The sequence below is a fragment of the Pseudomonas oryzihabitans genome (assembly GCF_014522265.1).
Taxonomy (GTDB): domain Bacteria; phylum Pseudomonadota; class Gammaproteobacteria; order Pseudomonadales; family Pseudomonadaceae; genus Chryseomonas; species Chryseomonas aestiva.
The window spans coordinates 941,094-963,833 of sequence record NZ_CP017024.1 but is presented as its reverse complement, the minus strand read 5'-3'; the positions used below and the strand labels follow the sequence as shown (position 1 = coordinate 963,833).

Annotated in this window: 23 protein-coding genes and 1 tRNA gene; 11 read left to right on the top strand and 13 right to left on the bottom strand. The window is 66.3% G+C overall.

What is annotated here, in order from left to right; all coding sequences use genetic code 11:
* The first annotated feature begins 8 nt into the window (after positions 1-8).
* Both ycaC and BGI51_RS04470 read left to right on the top strand, forming a co-directional pair.
* Positions 9-632, top strand: a complete 624-nt coding sequence (ycaC, locus tag BGI51_RS04475) for an isochorismate family cysteine hydrolase YcaC (protein WP_017641105.1) — start codon at positions 9-11, stop codon at positions 630-632.
* Between the two features lie 68 nt (positions 633-700).
* The gene (locus tag BGI51_RS04470) at positions 701-1,612 is read left to right on the top strand and encodes a LysR substrate-binding domain-containing protein (protein WP_158894809.1); all 912 of its coding nucleotides are present in this window, start codon (positions 701-703) and stop codon (positions 1,610-1,612) included.
* Here BGI51_RS04470 and BGI51_RS04465 read toward each other — a convergent pair.
* The gene (locus tag BGI51_RS04465; protein ID WP_187980419.1) at positions 1,590-2,834 is read right to left on the bottom strand and encodes an MFS transporter; all 1,245 of its coding nucleotides are present in this window, start codon (positions 2,832-2,834) and stop codon (positions 1,590-1,592) included. The two genes, BGI51_RS04470 and BGI51_RS04465, sit on opposite strands and share 23 nt — an antisense overlap.
* A 266-nt stretch (positions 2,835-3,100) precedes the next feature.
* On the opposite strand from BGI51_RS04465, the gene BGI51_RS04460 reads away from it, so the two are divergent.
* Positions 3,101-3,469, top strand: coding sequence for a hypothetical protein (locus BGI51_RS04460; protein ID WP_187980418.1), 369 nt, complete (start codon positions 3,101-3,103; stop codon positions 3,467-3,469).
* 796 nt (positions 3,470-4,265) lie between these two features.
* Here the strand turns inward: BGI51_RS04460 and BGI51_RS04455 are convergent.
* Positions 4,266-5,141: a LysR substrate-binding domain-containing protein gene (locus BGI51_RS04455; RefSeq protein ID WP_187980417.1), complete on the bottom strand. Its 876-nt coding sequence runs from the start codon at positions 5,139-5,141 to the stop codon at positions 4,266-4,268.
* A 102-nt stretch (positions 5,142-5,243) separates the two neighbouring features.
* Here BGI51_RS04455 and BGI51_RS04450 point away from each other — a divergent pair, with 102 nt between their 5' ends.
* Together BGI51_RS04450 and BGI51_RS04445 are read left to right on the top strand one after the other, a co-directional pair.
* A complete protein-coding gene (locus BGI51_RS04450) occupies positions 5,244-6,431 on the top strand; it encodes an MFS transporter (RefSeq protein WP_187980416.1) in 1,188 nt (395 codons plus the stop codon).
* A 106-nt stretch (positions 6,432-6,537) separates the two neighbouring features.
* The gene (locus BGI51_RS04445; protein WP_187980415.1) at positions 6,538-6,897 is read left to right on the top strand and encodes a hypothetical protein; all 360 of its coding nucleotides are present in this window, start codon (positions 6,538-6,540) and stop codon (positions 6,895-6,897) included.
* Here BGI51_RS04445 and BGI51_RS04440 read toward each other — a convergent pair.
* From BGI51_RS04440 to BGI51_RS04400, 9 genes are all read right to left on the bottom strand, one after another.
* Entirely contained in the window at positions 6,870-7,781 is a 912-nt protein-coding gene (locus BGI51_RS04440) for a LysR family transcriptional regulator (RefSeq protein WP_187980414.1), read from the bottom strand. The two genes, BGI51_RS04445 and BGI51_RS04440, sit on opposite strands and share 28 nt — an antisense overlap.
* A gap of 160 nt (positions 7,782-7,941) precedes the next feature.
* Positions 7,942-9,042 carry a redox-regulated ATPase YchF gene (gene ychF / locus BGI51_RS04435; protein WP_133861556.1) on the bottom strand — a complete coding sequence of 367 codons (1,101 nt, stop codon included), beginning with the start codon at positions 9,040-9,042 and terminating at the stop codon, positions 7,942-7,944.
* Positions 9,043-9,084: 42 nt separating this feature from the next.
* Positions 9,085-9,669 (bottom strand): aminoacyl-tRNA hydrolase, encoded by a 585-nt coding sequence (gene pth, locus BGI51_RS04430; RefSeq protein ID WP_133861555.1) that lies wholly within the window; start codon positions 9,667-9,669, stop codon positions 9,085-9,087.
* A gap of 34 nt (positions 9,670-9,703) precedes the next feature.
* Complete coding sequence (locus BGI51_RS04425; protein ID WP_133861554.1) at positions 9,704-10,327, bottom strand: 50S ribosomal protein L25/general stress protein Ctc; 624 nt, start codon at positions 10,325-10,327, stop codon at positions 9,704-9,706.
* A gap of 122 nt (positions 10,328-10,449) precedes the next feature.
* Positions 10,450-11,391, bottom strand: a complete 942-nt coding sequence (locus tag BGI51_RS04420) for a ribose-phosphate pyrophosphokinase (RefSeq protein WP_007161553.1) — start codon at positions 11,389-11,391, stop codon at positions 10,450-10,452.
* A 41-nt stretch (positions 11,392-11,432) separates the two neighbouring features.
* Positions 11,433-11,507 (bottom strand) — tRNA-Gln (locus tag BGI51_RS04415).
* A 25-nt stretch (positions 11,508-11,532) separates the two neighbouring features.
* Positions 11,533-12,393 carry a 4-(cytidine 5'-diphospho)-2-C-methyl-D-erythritol kinase gene (gene ispE, locus BGI51_RS04410; protein ID WP_187980413.1) on the bottom strand — a complete coding sequence of 287 codons (861 nt, stop codon included), beginning with the start codon at positions 12,391-12,393 and terminating at the stop codon, positions 11,533-11,535.
* Positions 12,390-13,010: a lipoprotein insertase outer membrane protein LolB gene (gene lolB, locus BGI51_RS04405; RefSeq protein ID WP_133861552.1), complete on the bottom strand. Its 621-nt coding sequence runs from the start codon at positions 13,008-13,010 to the stop codon at positions 12,390-12,392. The genes ispE and lolB overlap by 4 nt, the downstream gene beginning before the upstream one ends.
* The gene (locus tag BGI51_RS04400) at positions 13,007-14,731 is read right to left on the bottom strand and encodes a tetratricopeptide repeat protein (RefSeq protein WP_187980412.1); all 1,725 of its coding nucleotides are present in this window, start codon (positions 14,729-14,731) and stop codon (positions 13,007-13,009) included. The genes lolB and BGI51_RS04400 overlap by 4 nt, the downstream gene beginning before the upstream one ends.
* 246 nt (positions 14,732-14,977) lie before the next feature.
* Between BGI51_RS04400 and hemA the strand changes: the two genes are divergently transcribed.
* From hemA to BGI51_RS04370, 6 genes are all read left to right on the top strand, one after another.
* Positions 14,978-16,246 (top strand): glutamyl-tRNA reductase, encoded by a 1,269-nt coding sequence (hemA, locus tag BGI51_RS04395; RefSeq protein ID WP_133861550.1) that lies wholly within the window; start codon positions 14,978-14,980, stop codon positions 16,244-16,246.
* Positions 16,243-17,325: a peptide chain release factor 1 gene (gene prfA / locus BGI51_RS04390; protein WP_187980411.1), complete on the top strand. Its 1,083-nt coding sequence runs from the start codon at positions 16,243-16,245 to the stop codon at positions 17,323-17,325. Before hemA ends, prfA begins: the two co-directional genes overlap by 4 nt.
* Positions 17,326-17,328: 3 nt before the next feature.
* A complete protein-coding gene (gene prmC, locus BGI51_RS04385; RefSeq protein WP_187980410.1) occupies positions 17,329-18,159 on the top strand; it encodes a peptide chain release factor N(5)-glutamine methyltransferase in 831 nt (276 codons plus the stop codon).
* On the top strand, positions 18,153-18,908 hold the full coding sequence (locus BGI51_RS04380; protein ID WP_133861547.1) for a molybdopterin-synthase adenylyltransferase MoeB: 756 nt from the start codon (positions 18,153-18,155) through the stop codon (positions 18,906-18,908). The genes prmC and BGI51_RS04380 overlap by 7 nt, the downstream gene beginning before the upstream one ends.
* Positions 18,901-19,692: a glutamate racemase gene (gene murI, locus BGI51_RS04375; protein WP_133861546.1), complete on the top strand. Its 792-nt coding sequence runs from the start codon at positions 18,901-18,903 to the stop codon at positions 19,690-19,692. The genes BGI51_RS04380 and murI overlap by 8 nt, the downstream gene beginning before the upstream one ends.
* 152 nt (positions 19,693-19,844) lie before the next feature.
* The gene (locus tag BGI51_RS04370) at positions 19,845-20,369 is read left to right on the top strand and encodes an acyloxyacyl hydrolase (RefSeq protein WP_133861545.1); all 525 of its coding nucleotides are present in this window, start codon (positions 19,845-19,847) and stop codon (positions 20,367-20,369) included.
* Between the two features lie 28 nt (positions 20,370-20,397).
* On the opposite strand, the gene BGI51_RS04365 is transcribed toward BGI51_RS04370, so the two are convergent.
* Both BGI51_RS04365 and BGI51_RS04360 read right to left on the bottom strand, forming a co-directional pair.
* Positions 20,398-21,819, bottom strand: a complete 1,422-nt coding sequence (locus tag BGI51_RS04365) for a cryptochrome/photolyase family protein (RefSeq protein WP_187980409.1) — start codon at positions 21,817-21,819, stop codon at positions 20,398-20,400.
* On the bottom strand, positions 21,816-22,739 hold the full coding sequence (locus BGI51_RS04360) for a MerR family transcriptional regulator (RefSeq protein ID WP_187980408.1): 924 nt from the start codon (positions 22,737-22,739) through the stop codon (positions 21,816-21,818). Before BGI51_RS04360 ends, BGI51_RS04365 begins: the two co-directional genes overlap by 4 nt.
* Between the last annotated feature and the right edge of the window lies 1 nt (position 22,740).

Genomic DNA, 22,740 nt, shown 5'->3' with positions numbered 1-22,740 from the left:
ACTCCACCATGAGCAAGCCCTACAACCGTCTCGACAAGAACGATGCCGTCGTCCTGCTGATCGACCACCAGGCCGGTCTGATCTCGCTGGTCCAGGATTTCACCCCCAGCGACTTCAAGAACAACGTCCTGGCCCTGGCCAACAGCGCCAAGTTCTTCGGCCTGCCCACCATCCTCACCACCAGCTTCGAGCAGGGCCCCAACGGCCCGCTGGTGCCCGAGCTGGTCGAGCTGTTCCCCGAGGCGCCGTACATCGCCCGCCCCGGCCAGATCAACGCCTGGGACAACGAAGACTTCGTCGCCGCCATCAAGGCCACCGGCCGCAAGCAGCTGATCATCGCCGGCGTGGTGACCGACGTCTGCGTGACCTTCCCGGCCCTGGCGGCCATCGCCGAAGGCTTCGACGTCTTCGTGGTGACCGATGCCTCCGGCACCTTCGACAAGACCGTGCAGCAGGCTGCCTGGGCGCGCATGAGCGCCGCCGGCGTGCAACTGATGAACTGGTTCAGCGTGGCCTGCGAGCTGCACCGCGACTGGCGCAACGACATCGAGGGCCTGGGTGCCCTGCTGTCCAACCACATCCCCAACTACCGCAACCTGATGACCAGCTACGCCAAGCTGTCCGCCAAGTAAGGGGAACGATAGTCCGGCGCCTCCCTCGGCGCCGGACTATCCCTGCCAGACCTTCGCGGAGGGATGCCGTGAACCGCAACGACCTGCGCCGCATCGACCTGCACCTGCTGGTGGTGTTCGAAAGCCTGATGCACGAGCGCAACCTTACCCGCACCGCGGAAAAGCTCTTTCTCGGCCAGCCGGCCATCAGTGCCGCCCTGGTGCGCCTGCGGCAATTCTTCGACGACCCCCTGCTGGTACGCAGTGGGCGGGCGATGGAGCCCACGCCGCGGGCCCTGGCCATTCTCGAACGGCTGCGCCCGGCGCTGGACGGCCTGTCCAATGCCTTGAGCGAGGTCGACGACTTCGACCCCGGCGCCAGTCGCGCGGTGTTTCGCCTGGGCATGTCCGACGACGTCGAGTGCGGCCTGCTGCCGCCGCTGCTGGCCCATCTGCGCGAGGTGGCGCCGCACTGTGTGCTGGTGGTGCGCAACGCCAACTTCCTGCTGCTGCCCGGCCTGCTGGCCAGTGGCGAGGTTTCCCTGGGCATCAGCTACACCACCCAGCTGCCGGCCAACGCCAGGTGCCGTACCCTGAGGCACATCCGCGCCCTGGTGGTGCGCGCCGACCGCGATCCCGCGCCCCTGACCCTGGATGACTATTGCGCGCGGCCCCATGTGCTGGTGTCGATGTCCGGCGATCTCTGCGGCAACATCGACGACGACCTGGCGCGCCTCGGCCGCAGTCGCAAGGTGGCCCTGGGCGTACCCCACTTCAACGGTCTCGGCGCCCTGCTGGCCGGCAGCGAATTGCTCGCCACGGTGCCCGACTACGCCGCCCGGGCGCTGGCTGCGGGCGGCGGCCTGCGCATCGAGGAACCACCGTTTCCCATCGTCCCGGCCAAGCTGTCGCTGGTCTGGCGCGCGGCCCAGGACCAGGATCCGGGCGAGCGCTGGCTGCGCGGCGAGATCATCAGATTCATGGGCGAACCGGCTGCGTGAGCCCAGCCGGCTGCTCGGCCACCGCTCCGGAAATCTGCATGCCACGGGTCTCCTTGCCGAAGGCCACGAAGAGGATGATCAGCAGCGCCACGGTGCCTGCCACCAGCGCCATGGCCAGGCCATAGTTGCCGCCGTGGGCCGCCGCGATATGCGCCTGCAGGGTAGCGTTGACCGAGGCCAGCAGGTTGCCCATCTGGTAGACGAAGCCCGGCAGCACGGCGCGCACATTGCCCGGCACCAGTTCGTTGAGATAGCTGGGCACCACGCCCCAGGCGCCCTGCACCATGAATTGCATCAGGAAGGCGCCGATGCCCAGCGTCCAGGAGCCGCTGGAGAAGGCCCACAGCGGCAGGACCGGTAACGACAGCAGTGCGGCCAGCATGATCGCCTTCTTGCGGCCGATGCGTTCCGACAGCGAACCGAAGAGCACGCCGCCGAGCATCGCCGCGATGTTGTAGCCGATGGCGATCAGACTCACGGTATGGGCATCGAACTGGTGCTGTACCTTGAGGAAGGTGGGATAGAGGTCCTGGGTGCCGTGGCTGAAGAAATTGAAGCAGGCCATCAGCAGCACCAGGTACAGGCAGATCTTCCAGTGCTGGCGCAGGATTGGCAGCAGGGCAGTACTCTCCTTGCGCTCGCGCGCGGCCAGCCACACCGGCGACTCCGGCACCTTGAAGTAGATGAAGGGCAGCAGCAGGACCGGTAGGGCGCCGATCAGGAACATGCCGCGCCAGCCCACCGTGGTGAAGAACAAGCCGAAGACGATGGAGGCGAGCAGGTAGCCGCAGGGATAGCCGGCCTGGAAGATCCCCGACATCAGCCCGCGCGCGCGATCGGGGATGGTTTCCATCGCCAGCGACGAAGCCACGCCCCAGACCCCGCCCATGGCCACGCCGTAGAGAAGACGGAAAGCCATGAACGCCATGAAGGTCGGCGACCAGGCGGACAGCAGCTCGAACACCGAGAACAGCACGATGTTGAGCATCAAAATCGGCCGGCGCCCATGCCGCTCGGCCAGGCGCCCGAAGATCAGGGCGCCTATCGGACGCACCGCCAGGGTCAGCATGATCGACAGGGAGACATCGGTCACCGAGTTGTGGAAATACGTCGACAGGTTGCTGAGGACGAAGACCAGGATGAAGAAGTCGAATGCATCCATCGTCCAGCTGGCAAAGGTGGCGAAGGCCACGTTGCGCTGTGTAGAAGTCCAGGTAGACATGGCCAATCTCCTTGCTCGAAGGGCTGTCGACGCCCTGGCGGCTCGCGGGGTCAGTGGGGAGGCAGCCTTGGTTGTAGTGGTTGTATCGCTAGCCTCTCCCCGGAGCGCTTACGAGAACCTTAAGGTGAGCATCACAAAAGTCCGCGCCTGACCGGAGACGTCCGGGGGCACCATCAGCCGCGTCGATAAGCGCTATCCGCCGGTACGATTTATGGACGAGGGCGTTGGCTTCTTACGATGGCTCCATATTGTTTGGAGCCACTCCCATGTCCCTCGCCGCCCTTCGCAATACCCTCCGCCTGCTGGCCTGCGCCGGCTCGCTCGCCCTGCTGGCCGGCTGTGCCAGCTCCCACACCGCCTACCTGCAGGATGGCCGCACCGCCTACCTGGTGCAGTGCAACGGGGTATTCGGCAGCTGGTCCGGCTGCGCGGGCGAAGCTGCCGAGCGTTGCGCCACCGGCAGCTACCGGGTGCTGGCCCGCAACCACCTTGACGGCGCCAGCGAGGCGGAAGCCGAGGCCAGCATTGCCGGCCAGTCCTATCCGGTACGCAATCTGCTGGTGCAGTGCCAGGGCGAGCAGCTGGCCTGGCGGGTGGGCACCTTCGTCCGCCGACTGCCGGTTAGCGAGGGTTGAGGGCAGGTCGGCAGGCTGTCGAGCGTTTCACGGCGGCTGAACACCTGCTCGGTTCTCCTCTCCCTCTATGAGAGGGTTGGGGTGAAGGCGCGCCCCGCACACTGAAGTCACTACCGGAAAAGGCTGCGCCGTTTTCCAGGCTACGGCTCCGATAGAGCTGAACGCCTGCTCGAATAACCCCCTCTCCCTCCGGGAAAGGGTTGGGGTGAGGGCACGCCCCGCACACTGAAGTCACTCCCGGAAAAGGCTGCGCCGTTTTCCAGGCTACGGCTCTGTCGAGCGTTTCACGGCGGCTGAACACCTGCTCGGTTAACCCTCTCTCCCTCGGGAGAGGGGCGGGGTGAGGGCGCGCCCCGCACTCTGAAGTCACTCCCGGAAAAGGCTGCGCCGTTTTCCAGACTACGGCTCCGATAGAGCTGAATGCCTGCTCGAATAACCCCCTCTCCCTCCGGGAAAGGGTTGGGGTGAGGGCACGCCCTGCACACTGAAGTCACTTCCGGAAAAGGCTGCGCCGTTTTCCAGGCTACGGCTCCGATAGAGCTGAATGCCTGCTCGAACAACCCCCTCTCCCTCCGGGAGAAGGTTGGGGTGAGGGCACGCCCCACACACAGCGACGTCACCCCTGGAAAAGGCTCAGGCCATGGCTGCGATAGACCGTAGGCGCGGTCGCATCGACTGGCCACCAGGATCGCGGACCAAGAAGCGCCTCGTGCCCCAGGGGGCCGTCACCGGACCATACTCCGGCACGTAGCCCGCGCATCACCTCAACGGCTGCACGGCCCGCTGGTAAGTGGGGCTAATCCACCAGGGCCTCTTCCAGGACCTTGAGAAATTCCCGCGTCGCCGGCGTCGGCAGCGGCGACCAGATGGCATGGACGTTGCGCTGCGGGGCATCGCTGACCGGCACCCGGGCCAGGCCGGCAAAGGTGCTGGCGATACTCTGGGGCACCAGGCCGATGGCCAGACCGCGGCGGACGAAGCGTTCCAGCAGCTGCATGTTGCCCGTCTCGAAACCCACCCGATGGGGCAGGCCCAGGGCGGCGAAGGCCTCGTCGGTCTGCCGCCGGGCGCCGCTGCCGGCGGGCAGGTCCACCAGCGGCAGATCCACCAGCTCGTGCAGCGACAGCCTTTCCCGCCCCGCCAGGGCGTGCGCAGCGGGCAGCACCGCCACCAGCTCCTCGCTGAGCAGCAGGCGGCTGGCCACCGCCTCCAGGGCCACCTGGCGCGACAGGCCGATCAGGGCGAAATCCAGTTGTCGCTCGCGCACCGCCGCCAGCAGCGTCTCGCTCTTGTCCTGGCGCAGCCGGATGTCCACCTGGGGATGGCGGGCATGGAAGGTGGCCAGCAACTCGACGATATCCAGACGGGGCACCGAGGAGATCAGGCCCAGTGTCAGGGTGCCGCGAATGGCGCCGACCGCAGCGGCCACGTCCTGCTGCAGCCTTTCCACCGCCGCCAGCGCCTGCCGCGCCTGGACCAGCAGCGCTTCGCCGGCGGGGGTGAGGCGCACCTGCCGCGGCAGGCGTTCGAACAGGGTAGCGCCCAGTTCGGCTTCCAGGCGGGCGATCTGGTGACTGAGCGCCGACTGCACCACATGACAACGCTCGGCGGCGCGGGTGAAGTGGCGCTCCTCGGCTAGGGCGACGGCGAATTCCAGTTGCTTGAGGTTCATGGCGCTATCTTGAAATGAGATCGAAACCATCTTAACGATTCATTTAACCGATGGCTGCCGTTGTCCGATACTGACCAGCCTTTCCCATGCCGGACCTCGCGGATGTCGAGCCCCACGCCTCCTCTCAGCCGCTGGCTGACCCTGCTCATGGCCGTCGCCACCGGTATCGCGGTGGCCAGCAACTACTACAACCAGCCGTTGCTGCACACCATCGCCCAGCGCTTCGACCTCAGCTACACCCAGGCCGGCAGCATCGTCACCACCGCCCAGCTCAGCTACGCCGCCGGGCTCCTGCTGCTGGTGCCCCTGGGCGATCTGCTGGAGCGCCGCCGGCTGATCGTCACCATGAGTGTGATCGCCGCCGCCGGCCTGGCCCTGAGCGCCACCGCCACCAGTCTGACCTGGCTGCTAGTGGGCACCGCCATGACCGGACTCTTCTCGGTGGTGGCCCAGGTGCTGGTGCCCTTCGCCGCGACCCTGGCCGCGCCGGAGCAGCGGGGTAGGGCGGTGGGCACGGTGATGAGCGGCCTCATCCTCGGCATCCTGCTGGCCCGCACCGTGGCCGGAGCGCTCTCGTCCCTGGGCGACTGGCGCACCGTCTATGCCGTGGCGGCCGGTCTGATGCTGGCCACCGCCCTGGCCCTGCGCCTGGCGCTGCCGCGCTATCAGCAGTCGGCGGGCCTGAGCTATCCACGGCTGCTGGGTTCGGTGTTCGTGCTCTTGCGCGACGAACCCCTGCATCGTCTGCGCACCCTGCTGGGCTGTCTGGGCTTCGCCGTCTTCGCGGTGTTCTGGACGCCCCTGGCCTTTCTGCTCGCCGCCGAACCCTATGGCTTCAGCGACGGTACCATCGGCCTGTTCGGTCTCGCCGGCGCGGTGGGCGCCCTGGCCGCCAACCTGGCCGGGCGCATGGCCGACCAGGGCAAGGGTGGTCTCGCCACCAGCATCGGGCTGGCTTCCCTGACCCTGGCCTGGCTGCCCCTGGCCTTCGCCCAGCAGTCGCTGGCGGCGCTGCTGGTCGGCATCCTGGTGCTGGATCTCGCCGTGCAGCTCAGCCACGTCAGCAACCAGAACGTGGTCTATCGCCTGCGCCCGGAAGCCCGTAGTCGCCTCAACGCCGGCTACATGACCGGCTACTTCCTCGGCGGCTCCCTGGGTTCGCTGCTGTCGGCGCGGCTGTACGAGCACTTTGGCTGGACCGGCGTCAGCCTGGCCGGCTGCCTGCTGGCCGCCACGGCGCTGGCCGTCTGGTACCTGTTCCTGCTGCGCCAGCGTCAGGCGCGGGCCTGAGCGCCATCATCAGCGCGGTCGATGATCGCTATCCCGCGGGACGATTTCTAGGCGCGGGGTGGGCTGGCGACAATGAGTCCACACCCACCCGACACAGGTACTCGCCATGAAAGCCCTCACCGCTCTGTTCGCCGCCACTCTGCTCACCACCGCCATCGCCCAATCCGCCCAGGCCGAGGAAAGCGCCCTGCGCCCCCTGGGTTCGCTGATCGAAAAGCACCAGCAGCAGGATCGCACCCTGGCCGAGAACGGCACCGAGCGCAGCCTGCAGCCGTCGATCCAGCGCCAGCAGCAGCGTCTCGACCCGCAGCGTGCCCTGGCTGAAAACGGCGCCGAGCGCAGTCTGCAGCCGGCGATCCAGCGTCAGCAGCAGCGTCTGGATGGCCAGCGCCTGGCTGCCGACGGCGCCGAGCGAACCCTCCAGCAGTGGCCCCAGCGTCAACCGACCCGCGGCGCCGTAGCGTGAGTCGGCCCGACCGTCAGGCGGTCGCGCAGATAGTCCGAGAACAGCTGGACGATGCGCGCCGACTGACGATGCTGGGGATAGACCGCATAGACCGCCGCGCTGGGCAGGGCGAAGTCTTCCAGCACCTGCACCAGCGCCCCTGAGGCCAGCGCCGCGCCGATGATGAAGGTCGGCAGCACCGCGATGCCCTGACCGGCGATGGCCGCGTCCCGCACCACCTCTCCGTTGTTGGCCCTGAGCTGACCCTGCATGGGCAGCACCAGCGGCTTGCCTCCGCGCTGAAAGCGCCATTCCACCTGGCGACCATGGCCATAGAGCAGACAGCTGTGCTCGGCCAGATCCTCCGGTTGCAGCAGCGGCGGCGCCTTCTTTAGATAATCCGGACTGGCACAGGTCACCAGCTGCATCTCGGTCAGTCGCTTGGCGATCAGACTGGAATCGGCCAGGGTGCCGATGCGGATCGACATGTCGTAGCCCTCGGCGAGCAGATCCACCGCCCGGTCATTGAGATCCAGCTCCAGGCGGATCTGCGGATAGGCCGAGAGAAAATCCGGCAGCAGGGGACTCAGGTGCAGGGTGCCAAAGGTCATGGGCGCACTGACTCTCAGCACCCCCTGGGGCACCGTCCGCCGGCTGGAGAGCAACTCCTCGGTGTCGTTGACGTCTTCGAGGATCTTCACCGCTCGCTCGTAGAGCAGCATCCCCAGCTCGGTCGCCTGCAGACGCCGCGTGGTGCGGTTGATCAACCGCACGCCAAGACTTTCCTCCAGCAACAGGGTCCGCCGGCTGACGTATTGCTTGGACAGCCCCAGCTTGTCGGCGGCGGCGGTGAAGCTGCCCTCGTTCAGGGTGGTGACGAACAGGCGCAGGTCTTCGAAATTCATGGCGGCATCCAGGCAGCGGGAGACGTTCGACGGCGGTCGGATCGCCGTCATTGTGCCAAATCGCCAGGCGTCCGGTGTCAGCCAGGCCGTTGGCGAACGGGCAAAAGAAAACCCCCTCGCCACCTTGCGGTGAGGAGGGGGTTCTGGCGTTTGCCGTCGCTTAGACGTTGAAGCGGAAGTGCATGACGTCACCGTCCTTGACGATGTACTCCTTGCCTTCCAGACGCCACTTGCCGGCTTCCTTGGCGCCGTTCTCGCCCTTGAAGGCGATGAAGTCGGCATAGGCCACCACTTCGGCGCGGATGAAGCCCTTCTCGAAATCGGTGTGGATGGCGGCGGCCGACTGGGGCGCGGTGGCGCCGACGCGGACGGTCCAGGCACGGACTTCCTTCACCCCGGCGGTGAAGTAGGTCTGCAGGTTGAGCAGTTCGTAGCCGGCGCGGATCACCCGGTTCAGGCCCGGCTCTTCCATGCCCATGGACTCGAGGAACATCTGCTTTTCCTCGTCGTCGTCCAGTTCGGCGATTTCCGCCTCGATCTTGTTGCAGACCGGCACCACCACGGCGCCTTCTTCTTCGGCGATGGCCCGGACCACATCCAGGTGCGGGTTGTTCTCGAAGCCGTCTTCGGCGACGTTGGCGATGTACATCACCGGCTTGCTGGTCAGCAGGTGGAAGCTGCGCACCAGGCGCTTCTGCTCCTCGTCCAGGCCCTTCAGCAGGCTGCGGGCAGGCTTGCCGGCCTCGAAGTGCGGAATCAGCTGTTCCAGCAGGGCCTTCTGCGCCAGGGCTTCCTTGTCACCGCCCTTGGCGTTGCGGGTCACGCGTTGCAGCTGCTTCTCGCAGCTGTCGAGGTCGGCGAAGATCAGCTCCAGGTCGATCACCTCGATGTCCCGCTTGGGATCCACCGAATTCGACACGTGGATGACGTTCTCATCTTCGAAGCAGCGCACCACGTGGGCGATGGCGTCGGTCTCGCGGATGTTGGCGAGAAACTTGTTGCCCAGACCTTCACCCTTGGAGGCGCCGGCCACCAGCCCGGCGATGTCGACGAACTCCATGGTGGTGGGGATCACCCGCTCGGGTTTGACGATCTCCGCCAGGGCGTTCAGTCGCGCATCGGGCATGGGCACGATGCCGCTGTTGGGCTCGATGGTGCAGAAGGGAAAGTTTTCTGCCGCGATACCAGATTGGGTCAGGGCATTGAACAGGGTGGACTTGCCGACGTTGGGCAGGCCGACGATGCCGCAATTGAATCCCATGGTGTGTGTCCTCGCGGAAGAAAAGGAAGAGGGTAGGGTAGGTCAGGCCTTGCGGCTGTGCAGGCGTTGCATGGCGCGGGTCAGGTCGCCGGTCAGCAGCTCCGGAACCACCTCCAGGGCGGCATCGATGCTGGTGTCGAGCAGGTCCTGCTCGCTGCGCGGTGCGCGGCCCAGCACGAAGTTGGAGACCAGGCTGGCATGCCCCGGATGGCCGATGCCCAGGCGCAGACGCTGGAAGCCGTTCTGATTGCCGAGCTGGGCGATGATGTCGCGCAGTCCGTTGTGCCCCCCATGGCCGCCGCCGGTCTTGAGGCGTGCTGTGCCGGGTGGCAGGTCGAGTTCATCGTGGGCCACCAGGATGGCTGCCGGCGGGATGCGGAAAAAGCCGGCGAGCGCCGCCACGGCCTGGCCGCTGCGGTTCATGTAGGTGGTGGGGATGAGTAGACGAACATCGTTGCCCGCGTGGCGGAAGCGCCCCACCAGGCCATGATACTTGCGGTCGACAGCCAGGCTCGCGCCCTGGGCGGCTGCCAGTCGCTCAACGAAAAGGGCCCCTGCATTGTGCCGAGTCTGGTCGTATTCGGGGCCCGGATTACCCAGGCCGACGATCAGTTGGACGGCAGTCATGTCAGGAGCCCTTCTCTTTCAGGCGTGCGAGAACTTACTCGGCAGCGCCTTCTTCGGCAGCGCCGTCAGCAGCTTCTTCACGGATGCGCGGCATGTGGATGCTGGCAACCGGCAGATCGCTGCCGTGGGCCAGGGACACCAGCTCGACGCCAGCCGGGACGTTCAGGTCGCTCAGGTGAACGATCTGGTCCAGGGCGACCTTGGCCATGTCGACTTCGATGAATTCCGGCAGGTCTTTCGGCAGGCAGGAAACTTCGACTTCGTTGATGGTGTGCAGGATCTCGCCACCCTGTTGCTTCACGCCCACGGAGGTTTCCTGGTTCATGAAGTGCAGGGGCACGTGAGCGGTCAGCTTCTGACCGGCGATGACGCGCAGGAAGTCGGCGTGCATGACGTAGCCCTTGGAGGGGTGACGCTGCAGGGCCTTGACCAGCACGCTTTCGTTGCTGCCATCAACCTTCAGGGTGATGACGCTGGCGAAGGCGGCTTCGCTTTCCAGCATCTTGGCCAGGTCTTTGCCGACCAGGGTGATGGACGTCGGAGCCTTGTCGCCACCGTAGATCACGGCGGGAACGTTACCGGCATTACGACGCAGGCGGCGGCTCGCACCTTTCCCCAGGTCGGAACGCACTTCGGCATTCAGAGTGAAATCAGACATTGTGAATCTCCAGGATAAGGAATCGGCAGACCGGGACTTGCGACCAGTTCCACGGCCCTACCGACTAAAAAGCCCCGGTAGACCGTCACGGCCTTCCAGGGCGCTTCCAGAGCGGCTGTTCCTTAACGGAACATCGCGCTGATGGATTCTTCGTTACTGATCCGGCGTACCGCCTCGGCCACCACCGGCGCGATGTCCAGTTGGCGGATACGGCTGCAGGCCTGAGCCGCGGCGGACAGCGGAATGGTGTTGGTCACCACCAGCTCGTCCAGCACGGAGTTGTCGATGTTCTCGATGGCCCGACCCGACAGCACCGGGTGGGTGCAGTAGGCCAGGACCTTGGCGGCGCCGTGTTCCTTCAGGGCCTTGGCCGCGTGGCACAGGGTGCCGGCGGTATCGACCATGTCGTCGACCAGCACGCAGGTGCGGTCCTGGATGTCACCGATGATGTGCATCACTTCCGACTGGTTGGCCTTGGGACGACGCTTGTCGATGATCGCCAGGTCCACACCCAGACTCTTGGCCACGGCACGCGCACGCACCACGCCGCCGATGTCCGGGGAGACGATCATCAGATTTTCGAAACGCTGGTCTTCGATGTCATCCACCAGGGCGGGGGAGCCGTAGATGTTGTCCACGGGAATATCGAAGAAGCCCTGGATCTGGTCGGCATGCAGATCGACGGTGAGCACGCGATTGATGCCCACCACGGTCAGCATGTCGGCCACGACCTTGGCGGTGATGGCGACGCGTGCGGAACGCGGACGGCGATCCTGGCGGGCATAACCGAAATAGGGGATGACTGCGGTGATACGAGTGGCCGAGGAGCGGCGGAAGGCATCGGCCATCACCACCAGTTCCATCAGGTTGTCGTTGGTCGGCTCGCAGGTGGGCTGGATGATGAAGACATCCTTGCCCCGCACGTTCTCGTTGATTTCGACGCTGATCTCGCCATCGGAGAATTTTCCGACGGAGACGTCACCGAGAGGGATATGCAGCTGGCGCACGATGCGCCGTGCCAGATCGGGGTTGGCGTTCCCCGTGAAGACCATCATCTTGGACACGCTGCAGTTCCTGCGGCTTGAGGTGGGTCTTGGAAGGAAAATGGCAGGGGCGGCTGGATTCGAACCAACGCATGGCAGGATCAAAACCTGCTGCCTTACCGCTTGGCGACGCCCCTGTATCTTGCAGAGTACTAGCTGTACTCATTCTCTGGTCAGGCTTGCCAGCGCCCGGTGCAACATGGAAGTGTTGCTACCTTTGGCCACGAAGCCTGGAAGTGATGCTGGTAGCTGGCTAGCTACTGTATCAGCTTCGGTCTTATTTGGAAAGCTTCCAAATATGCAACCTCCAGTGCCGGTTAATCTAGCTGAAACAAATTTGTTTAGCAAGATCAAAGCGTTACGAATTTCTGGGTAACGCCTTTCGACCGTACTCTGGCAGTCGTTTCGACCTGACCACTTGAGAACGGCGCAAACTTTAATGGCGGGAGTGTCCCGTGTCAACAGCGGATCTGAAAAAATTTCTGCTGTACTTACAGAGACTTGCGGCACGGCCACGAGATACCAGGGTTCCGGGGGGGTGACCGGGGTGAGCTTTTCCCCCACGCCCTCGGCGAAGGCGGCCTGGCCGCGGACGAATACCGGCACATCGGCGCCCAGACGCAGCCCCAGCACCGCCAGGTCGTCGAGGCTGGCGCCCAGGCCCCAGAGATGATTCAGGCCAAGCAGGGTGGTGGCGGCATCCGAACTGCCGCCACCGATACCGCCGCCCATGGGCAGGCGTTTGGTCAGCCAGAGGTCGGCGCCTTTGGTCGTGGCGCTTTCCTGCTGCAGCAGCCGGGCGGCGCGCAGGATGAGATTCTGCGCGGGGGCGACGCCCGGCAGACCGTCGTGCAGTTGCAATTCGCCGTCATCCCGTCCGGCAAAGCCCAGGTCGTCGCCCCAGTCGAGAAACTGGAACAGCGTCTGCAGCTCGTGATAACCGTCCGCGCGGCGGCCGAGGATGTGCAGGAACAGATTGAGCTTGGCCGGTGCCGGCAGGGTGAAGGCAGGCGCTGCGGTCATTTGCCCAGCTCGCGCGGCTGCCAGGTCTTCACCACCAGGATGACTTCCAGGTCCTTGCCGGTGAGCTTGAGGCGCTCGGGCAGGGTGTAGCCGTTCTGCTCGGTGTAGCGGGTGTATTCGACGGTCCAGCCGTCCTGTACCAGACGCGCCAGGTGGCTGTCGGCGTCCAGGGTCAGCTGGCTGCGACTGTCCGGCGCCGGCAGGCCGCGCACCCACCAGAGCAGGTGCGAGACCGGCAGGCGCCAGCCGAGTTGCTGTTCCAGCAGGGCTTCGGGGGAATCGGCCTGATAGCTGCCCTGGCCGGAGACATCGAGGGTGACGGCGCCCGGACGGCCGGTGAGTCGGGTGGCGCCGCGGCCCAGGGGGCCGGCCAGGCGGATGTCGTAATAGTCCTGGCGCTGCAGCCAGAACAGGGTGCCACTGCCGGAATCGCGCGGGGCGCGGATGCCGACCTTGCCGTCGATCTGCCAGCCGTCGAGGGCGGCGATACGTTTTTTATGAGCCTGCCACTGGGCGGCATTGCCCTGGCCTTCCACGGCCTCCTGGCGAGAGGTGCTGGCGCAACCGGCCAGCAGGGCGAGCAGCAACAGGGTGACGAAGGTACGCACGCGGATCATCGGAGGGTTTCGCTTCCAGTCAGGCGTTTGAGGGTACTGCGCAGGATGGCGTCATCGGCGTCGGCGTCGAGGCCCACGCGCCAAACCTTGCGCGCTTCGCTGCGCTTGCCCTGGGCCCAGAGCACCTCGCCCAGGTGGGCCGCCACTTCGGCGTCGGGGAAGCGTTCGTAGGCCTGGCGCAGATAGCGTTCGGCGTCGCCCAGCTGGCCCTGGCGATAGCGGATCCAGCCCATGCTGTCGAGGATGGCCGGGTCGTCCGGGCTCAACTGGTGCGCCTTGTCGATCAGCTGGCGTGCCTCGGCCAGCCGTGGGGTGCGATCGGCCAGGGTGTAGCCGAGGGCGTTGAGCGCCATGGCGTTGTCGGGGTCGTGGGCGATGATGTAGCGCAGATCGCCTTCCAGCTGACCGAGGTCGCCGCGCTTTTCCGCCAGCATGGAGCGGACATAGAGCAGGTTGAGGTCATTGGGATACTGCTGCAGGGCCTGCTGCACGGTCTGGTCGGCGAGGGCGGTCTGGTCGGCACTGGCCAGGCCTTCGACTTCCAGCAGATAGAGCGGCACGGCGTATTCGCTCTGGCGCTTGCGCGCCTCGGCCAGGCGTTGACGGGCCTCGGCGATGCGCCCGCTGCCCAGCAGGATTTCCGCCTGGCGCTGCTGGGCGGCCAGGTAGTCGGTGCCCGGCCCGACCTGGGTGTATTCGGCCAGCGCCTGCTCGGGCTGGTCGAGTTCTTCGTAGCTGCGACCCAGGTTGAGGTGCGCGGCGTCCACATGGCTGCCGCGGTCGATCAGTTCCTTGAGATAGATCTGGGCTTCGCGCCAGGCCTGGGCCTCCAGGCAGACCAGCGCCAGGGAGAATCTCAGGTCGTCGTCATCCGGGAACTGGGTGACCAGCTCGGCGAATTCGCGCTTGGCCTGGTCCAGGCGATCCAGTTCCACCAGCAGCCGGGCATGGGCCAGGCGCAGACGGCGGTCTTCCGGGTGCTGGCGGATGCCGGCTTCGAGCAGTGGCAAGGCCTCGGCGCTGCGGTCCTGGCTCTGCAGCAGGCGGGCGCGCAGGAGCAGCGGCGCGACTTCGCGCCTGGCCGCCGGATTGCGCTCCAGCAGCTTGAGGGCCTCGTCGGCACGGCCGTCCTGCTGCAGCAGCAGCGCCTTGCCGAACAGCAGCTGGCCATTGTGCGGATACTTGGCCAGCAGCCGGTCGAAGCTCTTGAGCAGGCCGGCGCGGGTGGTCTCGTCGGTTTCCGCCGCCGAGAGGGCGAGGAAGTCGAAATGGGTGTCGCCCTGGCCCTGGAGCACGCGCTCCATGTAGACCATGGATTCGTCATAGCGACCGGCGCGGGCCAGCATGATGGCGGCGGCGCGCTGGGCATCCAGGTTGTCGGGGGCGTTGCGCGCCCAGATCTGCGCGGTTTCCAGCGCCGGGGTATCGGCGCCCAGGTACTCGGCGATGCGGAAGGCGCGCTCGGCGACTCCCGGGTCCTGGGTCGACTTGGCCTGCTCGACATAGTTGGTCAGGGCGATATCGAATCGGTTGCGCTGCCCGGCCAGCTCGCCGACCAGCAGGTCATAGAGGGTGTCTTCGCGAAAGGAACCGGCCGGTTGCGGCGTGCTGGTCTTGGCGGTGGGCGGCGGGATGGCGGCGGCGGGCGTCGGCTGACGGCCGAGGTTCTGGCAGCCGGCGAGCAGCAGGGCGGTCGTCAGCAGCGCAAGGTATCTGGTCATAGGGTCAAGGCGGCCTTTTTACAGTCGGTCCATCATGCCACAAGAGTCGCCGTGGCCGCGTCGCGCATGCGCAGCGGCCGGCCGAGAAGTGCGGTGGTCGAGGCTGTTGACGCCTTTTGCCCGGCAAGATTCATTCGCCCAGGCTATGACGGCGATTGTCCGACGTCTCGTCGCTGCCGGTTGTCGCCACCGCCCGCGCGTAGGACAATGTTCGGCTTTCCCCAATCCGTTCGACTGCTTGCGTCCATGGCCTTTCTCGCGCTCGGCATCAATCACAAGACCGCCTCGGTTGAGGTGCGCGAACGTGTGGCCTTCACTCCGGAGCAGACGGTCGAGGCCCTGCGCCAGCTGGAGCAGGCCACCCACAGTCGCGAAGCGGCGATTCTGTCCACCTGCAATCGCAGCGAACTCTACCTGGAGCTGGAGCCCAGCCTGGCGGAAGCCGTGCTGGCCTGGCTCGCCCAGTATCACCGGGTGCCCCTGGAAGACCTGCGCGCCAGCATCTATCTGCACCAGGACGAGGCTGCGGTCCGCCACATGATGCGGGTGGCCGCGGGGCTGGATTCCATGGTGCTGGGCGAGCCGCAGATCCTCGGCCAGCTCAAGTCGGCCTATGCCGTGGCGCGCGAGGCCGGCACCGTCGGTCCGCTGCTGGGCCGGCTGTTCCAGGCCACCTTCAATACTGCCAAGGCGGTGCGTACCGACACGGCGATCGGCGAGAATCCGGTGTCGGTGGCCTTCGCCGCGGTCAGCCTGGCCAAGCAGATCTTCAGCGACCTCAGTCGCAGCCAGGCGCTGCTGATCGGCGCCGGCGAGACCATCACCCTGGTCGCCCGCCATCTGCACGAGCAGGGCGTGCGGCGCATCGTCGTCGCCAACCGCACCCTGGAGCGCGCCAGCCACCTGGCGGAAGAATTCGGCGCCCATACCGTGCTGCTGGCCGACATTCCCGACGAACTGGTCAACAGCGACATCGTCATCAGTTCCACCGCCAGCCAGTTGCCCATCCTCGGCAAGGGCGCGGTGGAACGCGCACTCAAGCAGCGTCGCCACAAGCCCATCTTCATGGTCGACATCGCCGTGCCGCGCGACATCGAGCCGGAGGTGAGCGAGCTGGAAGATGTCTACCTCTATACGGTGGACGACCTGCACGAGGTGGTGGCGGAAAATCTCAAGAGTCGCCAGGGCGCCGCCCAGGCGGCCGAGAAGCTGGTGCTGGCCGGGGTCGAGGACTTCATGCAGCGGCTGCGCGAGCGCGCCGCGGTGGACGTGGTCCGCGCCTATCGCCAGCAGGGCGAGCAGATCCGCGACGACGAACTGGCGCGCGCCCAGCGCCAGCTGGCCAATGGCGTCGATCCCCAGGAAGCCCTGGCGGCCCTGGCACGCAGCCTCACCAACAAGCTGATGCACGCCCCGAGCGTGCAGCTCAAGAAACTATCCGCCGAGGGGCGCGTCGATGCGCTGACCTTGGCTCAGGAACTCTTCGCCCTCGACGAGGGTTTGGACAAGACATGAAGACCTCTCTGTTGCACAAGCTCGACGGTCTGCAGGACCGTTTCGAGGAGCTGACCGCGCTGTTGGGCGACGCCGAAGTCATCAGCGACCAGACCCAGTTCCGCGCCTATTCCAAGGAATACGCCGAACTCGAGCCGGTCAACCAGGCGTTCACCGAATACCGCAAGGTGCAGGCCGACCTGGAGGGCGCCCAGGCGCTGCTCAAGGACAGCGATCCGGATCTGCGCGAGATGGCCGAGGAAGAGGTGACCAGCGCCAAGGCGCGGCTACAGGAACTGGAAGACGAACTGCAGCGCATGATGCTGCCGCGGGATCCCAATGATGGCCGCAACGTCTTCCTGGAAATCCGCGCCGGTACCGGCGGCGACGAGGCGGCGATCTTTGCCGGTGATCTGTTCCGCATGTATTCGCGCTATGCCGAGCGCCAGGGCTGGCGCCTTGAGGTGCTCTCGGAGAACGAGGGCGAGCACGGTGGCTTCAAGGAGGTGATCGCCCGGGTCGAAGGCGACAGCGTCTACGCTAAGCTCAAGTTCGAGTCCGGTGCGCACCGGGTGCAGCGGGTCCCGGAGACCGAATCCCAGGGCCGCATCCACACCTCGGCCTGCACCGTGGCGGTGCTGCCGGAGCCGGACGAACAGCAGGCCATCGAGATCAATCCGGCCGATCTGCGCGTCGACACCTATCGCTCCTCCGGCGCGGGCGGTCAGCACGTCAACAAGACCGACTCCGCGGTGCGCATCACCCACCTGCCCACCGGCATCGTGGTGGAGTGCCAGGAAGAGCGCTCCCAGCACAAGAACCGCGCCAAGGCCATGGCCTGGCTGTCGGCCAAGCTCAATGACCAGCAGGACGCGGCGGCGCATAAAGAAATGTCCGATACCCGCCGGCTGCTGGTGGGGTCGGGCGACCGCTCCGAGCGCATCCGCACCTACAACTTTCCCCAGGGCCGGGTGACCGATCACCGCATCAACCTGACCCTCTATTCGCTGGGCGAGGTGGTCAACGGCGACGTCCAGCAGATCATCGATCCGCTGCTGCAGGAATACCAGGCCGACCAGCTGGCGGCGCTGGGAGACTGAGCCATGGCCACCATCGGCGCCCTGTTGCGCGAAAGCCAGCTACCGGATTCGCCCAGCGCCCGCCTGGATGTGGAACTGCTGCTGGCCGCCGCCCTGGACAAGCCGCGCAGCTACCTGCGCACCTGGCCGGAAAAGCTGGTGCCGCGCGAGGCCCTGGCGCGTTTTCGGGCCGATCTCGAACGGCGCCGGCAGGGTGAGCCGGTGGCCTATATCCTTGGCCAGCAAGGCTTCTGGTCGCTCGATCTGGAAGTGAGTCCCGACACCCTGATCCCCCGCCCCGATACCGAGGTGCTGGTGGAAACCGCCCTGGCATTGCCCCTGGCCGACGAGGCGCGGGTACTGGACCTGGGCACCGGCACCGGTGCCATCGCCCTGGCCCTGGCCCATGAACGGCCGCGCTGGCAGGTCAGCGGCGTGGATCGCATCGCGGCGGCGGTGGAACTGGCGCAACGCAATGCCCAGCGCCTGCGCCTGGGCAATGCGGTCTTTCAGCAGAGTCACTGGTTCGGCGCCCTCGCCGGACAGCGGTTCGACCTTATCGTCAGCAATCCCCCCTATATCGCCGGCAGCGATCGCCATCTGGATGAGGGCGACGTGCGTTTCGAGCCGCGCAGCGCCCTGGTGGCCGGCGTCGATGGCCTGGACGATATCCGCGAACTGGTCGCGGCGGCGCCCGCGCACCTGCAGCCGGATGGCTGGCTGTGGCTGGAGCACGGCTTCGACCAGGCCGCCGCGGTGCGCGATCTGCTGGTTCGCCAGGGCTTCGTCGAGGTCGAGAGTCGCCAGGACCTGGGTGGTCACGAACGCATCAGCGGAGGACGTCGGCCATGCTGAGCGACGGCGAACTGCTGCGCTACAGCCGGCAGATCCTGCTGGCCCAGGTGGATATCGCCGGACAATTGCGGCTGAAAGACGCCAGGGTGCTCATCGTCGGCCTTGGCGGTCTGGGTTCGCCGGTGGCGCTCTATCTGGCCGCCGCCGGCGTCGGCGAATTGCACTTGGCCGACTTCGACCAGGTCGATCTGAGCAATCTGCAGCGCCAGGTGCTGCACGATGAAAGCCGTATCGGCCAGGGCAAGGTGGATTCCGCCCTGCAGCGGCTGGCGGCGCTCAATCCCGAGGTGCGCCTGGTGCCGCTGCGCGAAGCGCTGGACGCCGACAGCCTGGCGGCGCGCATCGCCCTGGTGGATCTGGTGCTGGACTGCTCGGACAACTTCACCACCCGGGCGGCGGTGAATGCCGCCTGCGTGGCTCAGGGACGCCCGCTGGTGAGCGGCGCCGCCATTCGCCTGGAAGGCCAGCTCAGCGTCTTCGATCCGCGTCGCGCCGACAGCCCCTGCTATCACTGTCTCTATGGCGAGGGCAGCGAAGCCGAGCTCAGTTGCAGCGAAGCCGGGGTGCTGGGTCCGGTGGTGGGGCTGGTGGGCAGTCTGCAGGCGCTGGAAGCGCTCAAGCTCCTGGCCGGCTTCGGCGAGCCCCTGGTGGGGCGGCTGCTGCTGGTGGATGCGGCGGGCAGTCGCTTCCGCGAATTGCGGGTCAAGCGCGATCCGGGTTGCCCGGTGTGCGGCGCCCGCCATGGCTGACGAGGCGCCGGTCGGGGTCTTCGACTCGGGCGTCGGCGGCCTGTCGGTGCTGGCGGAGATCCGCCAGCTGCTGCCGGCGGAAACCCTGCATTACGTCGCCGATTGCGGCCATATTCCCTATGGCGAAAAGACCCCTGCCTTCATCCGCGAGCGCTGCCAGCTGATCGCGGCGCGGCTGCACGCGCAGGGCGCCAAGGCCCTGGTGGTGGCCTGCAACACCGCCACCGTGGCGGCCGTGGCCGATCTGCGCGAACGCTATCCCCGCTGGTCCATCGTCGGCATGGAACCCGCGGTCAAGCCCGCCGCGGCGGCGACCCGCAATGGCCGGGTCGGGGTGCTGGCGACCACCGGTACCCTGCAGAGCGCCAAGTTCGCCGCCTTGCTGGACCGCTTCGCCCTGGGCGTCCAGGTGTTGACCCAGCCCTGTCCGGGACTGGTGGAACAGGTCGAGCGCGGCGATCTGCACGGCCCCGAGACCCGGCGCCTGCTGGAGGGCTTTCTCGCCCCCTTGCTGGCGGCGCAGTGCGACACCCTGATCCTGGGCTGCACCCACTATCCCTTCCTGCGTCCCTTGCTGGCCGAACTGGTGCCACCGCAGGTCATCCTGGTGGACACCGGCGCCGCCGTGGCGCGGCGCCTGCACAGTCTGCTGGCGCGGGACGGACGCCTGGCGGAAGGGCCGGCCGGCCCTACGCGATTCTGGACCTCGGGCGACCCCGCCGAGCTTCGCGCCGTGTTGCCGCAGCTCTGGCCGGCAGGGGCCGAGGTAAAGGCGTTCGTCTGACTTTTCCCTCCGGGTTTCACTCGCCAAATGCCGGGCCAGCGACTAGCATCCGACCTTGTAGGTAAAGATATCCAGGGCTGTGAACACCTTCACGTCTTGATGGTCAATGCTCCCAGTTCGTAAAAACTAGAAACATCCATAAGGGCACTCTCATGAACAAATTGCTTTCCCTCGCAGTAGCCGCCGCGCTTTCTCTGGGTGGCATCGCATCGGCACAGGCTGTGGAAATCACCGGGGCAGTCGGTGCCACCAGCCAGAGCGGCATGACCTACCGTATCGGTGCCGGCTGGAATTGGGACAGGAGCTGGTGGCAGAGCTCCACCGGTCGCCTGACCGGCTACTGGGATGCGGGCTACACCTACTGGGAAGGTGACAACGGCCGGTCTTCCGACCAGCATTCGCTGTCCTTCGCCCCGGTGTTCGTCTACGAATTCGGCCAGGGCCAGGTGAAGCCCTTCGTCGAAGCCGGTATCGGCGTCGCCGTCTTCTCCAGCACCAAGGTTGGCGAGCAGGACCTGGGTTCTGCCTTCAACTTCGAAGACCGTATCGGCCTGGGCCTGAAGATCGGCGACACCCAGCGCGTCGGCATCCGTGCGACTCACTACTCCAACGCCGGCATCAAGCAGCCCAACGATGGCATCGAGTCCTATGCGCTGTTCTACAGCCATACTCTCTGATCCAGGGCTGATATGAAAAAAGCCGGACCTAGTCCGGCTTTTTCGTGTCCTTCTTCCGCGCCATGCCGCGGTAGGCGGCCAGCGCGCGCTGACGACTCTCGCCCAGGTCCACCAGGGGCGTCAGGTAGCGGCCCCCCGGGGTATGCACGGCCTTGCCCTTGAGGTCAGCCAATTCCGGTATCCAGGTCCGCACATAGTCGCCCCGGGCATCGATCTTCAACGCCTGGGTGTGCGGGTTGAATACCCGGAAATAGGGCACCGAATCGGTACCGGTGGAGGCGCTCCACTGCCAGCCGCCGTTGTTGGAGGCCAGGTCGCCATCGATGAGCTGCCGCATGAACCAGCGCTCACCCTGGCGCCAGTCGATCAGCAGGTTCTTGCACAGGAACATGGCCGTCAGCATGCGCATGCGATTGTGCATCCAGCCGGTCTGCAAGAGCTGGCGCATGGCGGCATCGATGATGGGAATCCCGGTGCGCCCCTGTTGCCAGGCTGCGAGGCCTTCGGGGTCGTCACGCCAGGGCAGGGCGGTCAGATCCCGGTTGAATGGCTGGTGCCGGGAAACCCAGGGGTAACCCACCAGCACGTGACGATAGAATTCGCGCCAGAGCAACTCGGTGATCCAGGTGGCCGCTCCCTGCTTGCCGCCGCTGAGCAGGCCATCGTTGGCGCGGACCGCCGCCTGCAGGCACTGGCGAGGCGTCAGCACCCCGGCATTGAGATAGGCCGACAACTGGCTGGTACCGGGTTCGGAGGGAATGTCCCGCGCCCGCTGATAGTCTTCCAGATCATCCCGGATGAAGGCTTCCAGACGCTGCAGTGCTTCCTCTTCCCCTGCCGGCCATAGCCCTTGCAGGTCGGCGGCGGTGGCTGCGAAACCCTCGACCGCGGTGGGCAGCTTGTCCGAAGGGACCGGGCTCTTGCGCTGCTTGCCCGGGGCTGGCAGGGGCGTCGGCAGACCGGTCTCCAGGCGGGCCAGGCAGGTCTTCCTGAACTGGCCGAAAACCTTGAAGTAGCCACCGCTCTTGGTCAGCACCGTCCCCGGCGCGAACAGCGTCTGGTCCAGATAGCGATGGGTCGCCAGGCCAGCGTCTTCGAAGGCCTTGACCACGGCGTCGTCACGGGCGGCTTCGTTGATCCCGTATTCGTCATTGAAATGCAGGTGTTCGGCGCCCAGCTCCCGGGCCAGGTCGAGCAGCACCTGGGGGGCCTGCGCCCAGTGCTCGGCACTGCGGATCAGCAAGGGGATACCGAGGGACTTGAGCGTCTTGCCCAGTTCGGCAAGGTTGCGCAGCCAGAAGTCGACCTTGACCGCCGCCTCGTCATGCTCCTGCCATTGGGCAGGACTCAGCAGAAAGACGGCGACCACCGGGCCCTGTTCGGTGGCGGCATGGAGAGCGGGATGATCGAGGGTGCGCAGGTCAGTTCGAAACCAGACGAGCTGATTCATGCATGGCGTTCCTGATGCAGCAGCCCGGCACTCTGCAGGCGATCGAAGGCTTCGCCGGGGCTGCGCGCCGGCGCGGCATCGGCGGTAAGGGATTCGCCCAGCGCACCAAGCGTCAGGCAGGGGCGCGCATGGCGATTGGCGAAGGTCTGCAGCTGGCGCCGCAGCTCGCTGTCGGGACGGCTGTCACGACAGAGGATCAGTGCCCGGGGTTCGAGTTGTTCGACCAGGCGATCCAGATTGCCCGCGGGGACCGACCACTCCACCAGTTCTACCGGGCATTCCGCGGCGCTGATCAGCCAGGCGCAGAGCCACAGCGAGGTGTTCATCGGGGTCTCGTCGAGATTCAGCAGCACCAGGGGCGCGCCTCTGAGGCTGTGCTGGCTGTGGTAGATCCGCGCACCCAGCTTGCTGCGCAGCCAGGACTGGAAGAACACCTGTTGCAGGCGACCATCGTCGGTCGCCTGGCTCAGGCGCTCCAGCTCCCGCAGCAGCGGCCAGAGCAACTGGTCCAGCAGCACCCGCGGTGGATAGAGCGAGGCGGCGCGGTTGTAGGCTTCGTCCAGCGCACGCGAGGCCAGTCGGCCAATGGCGTCAATCATCTCCTGGTGAATGGCCTGCCAGGGCGTATCGCTGGGGATCACCGCGGGCCGTTGTTCGTCGAGCAGCCCCTTGACCTGGCTGACCGCCACACCGCGGGCGATCCAGGCGAGGACCTGCTGCACGCGGACCACATGGGCCTCGCTGTACAGGCGATGGCCCTTGGGCGTGCGCTTGGGGACCAGCAAGCCATAGCGCCGCTCCCAGGCCCTCAGCGTCACGGCATTCACACCGGTGCGCCGGGCGATTTCCCGGATGGGCAGCCAGCCCTCGTGGAGAGCGGACTGGTAGTCCTGATCTTCGCCGTTCGACGACGAAGGCAAG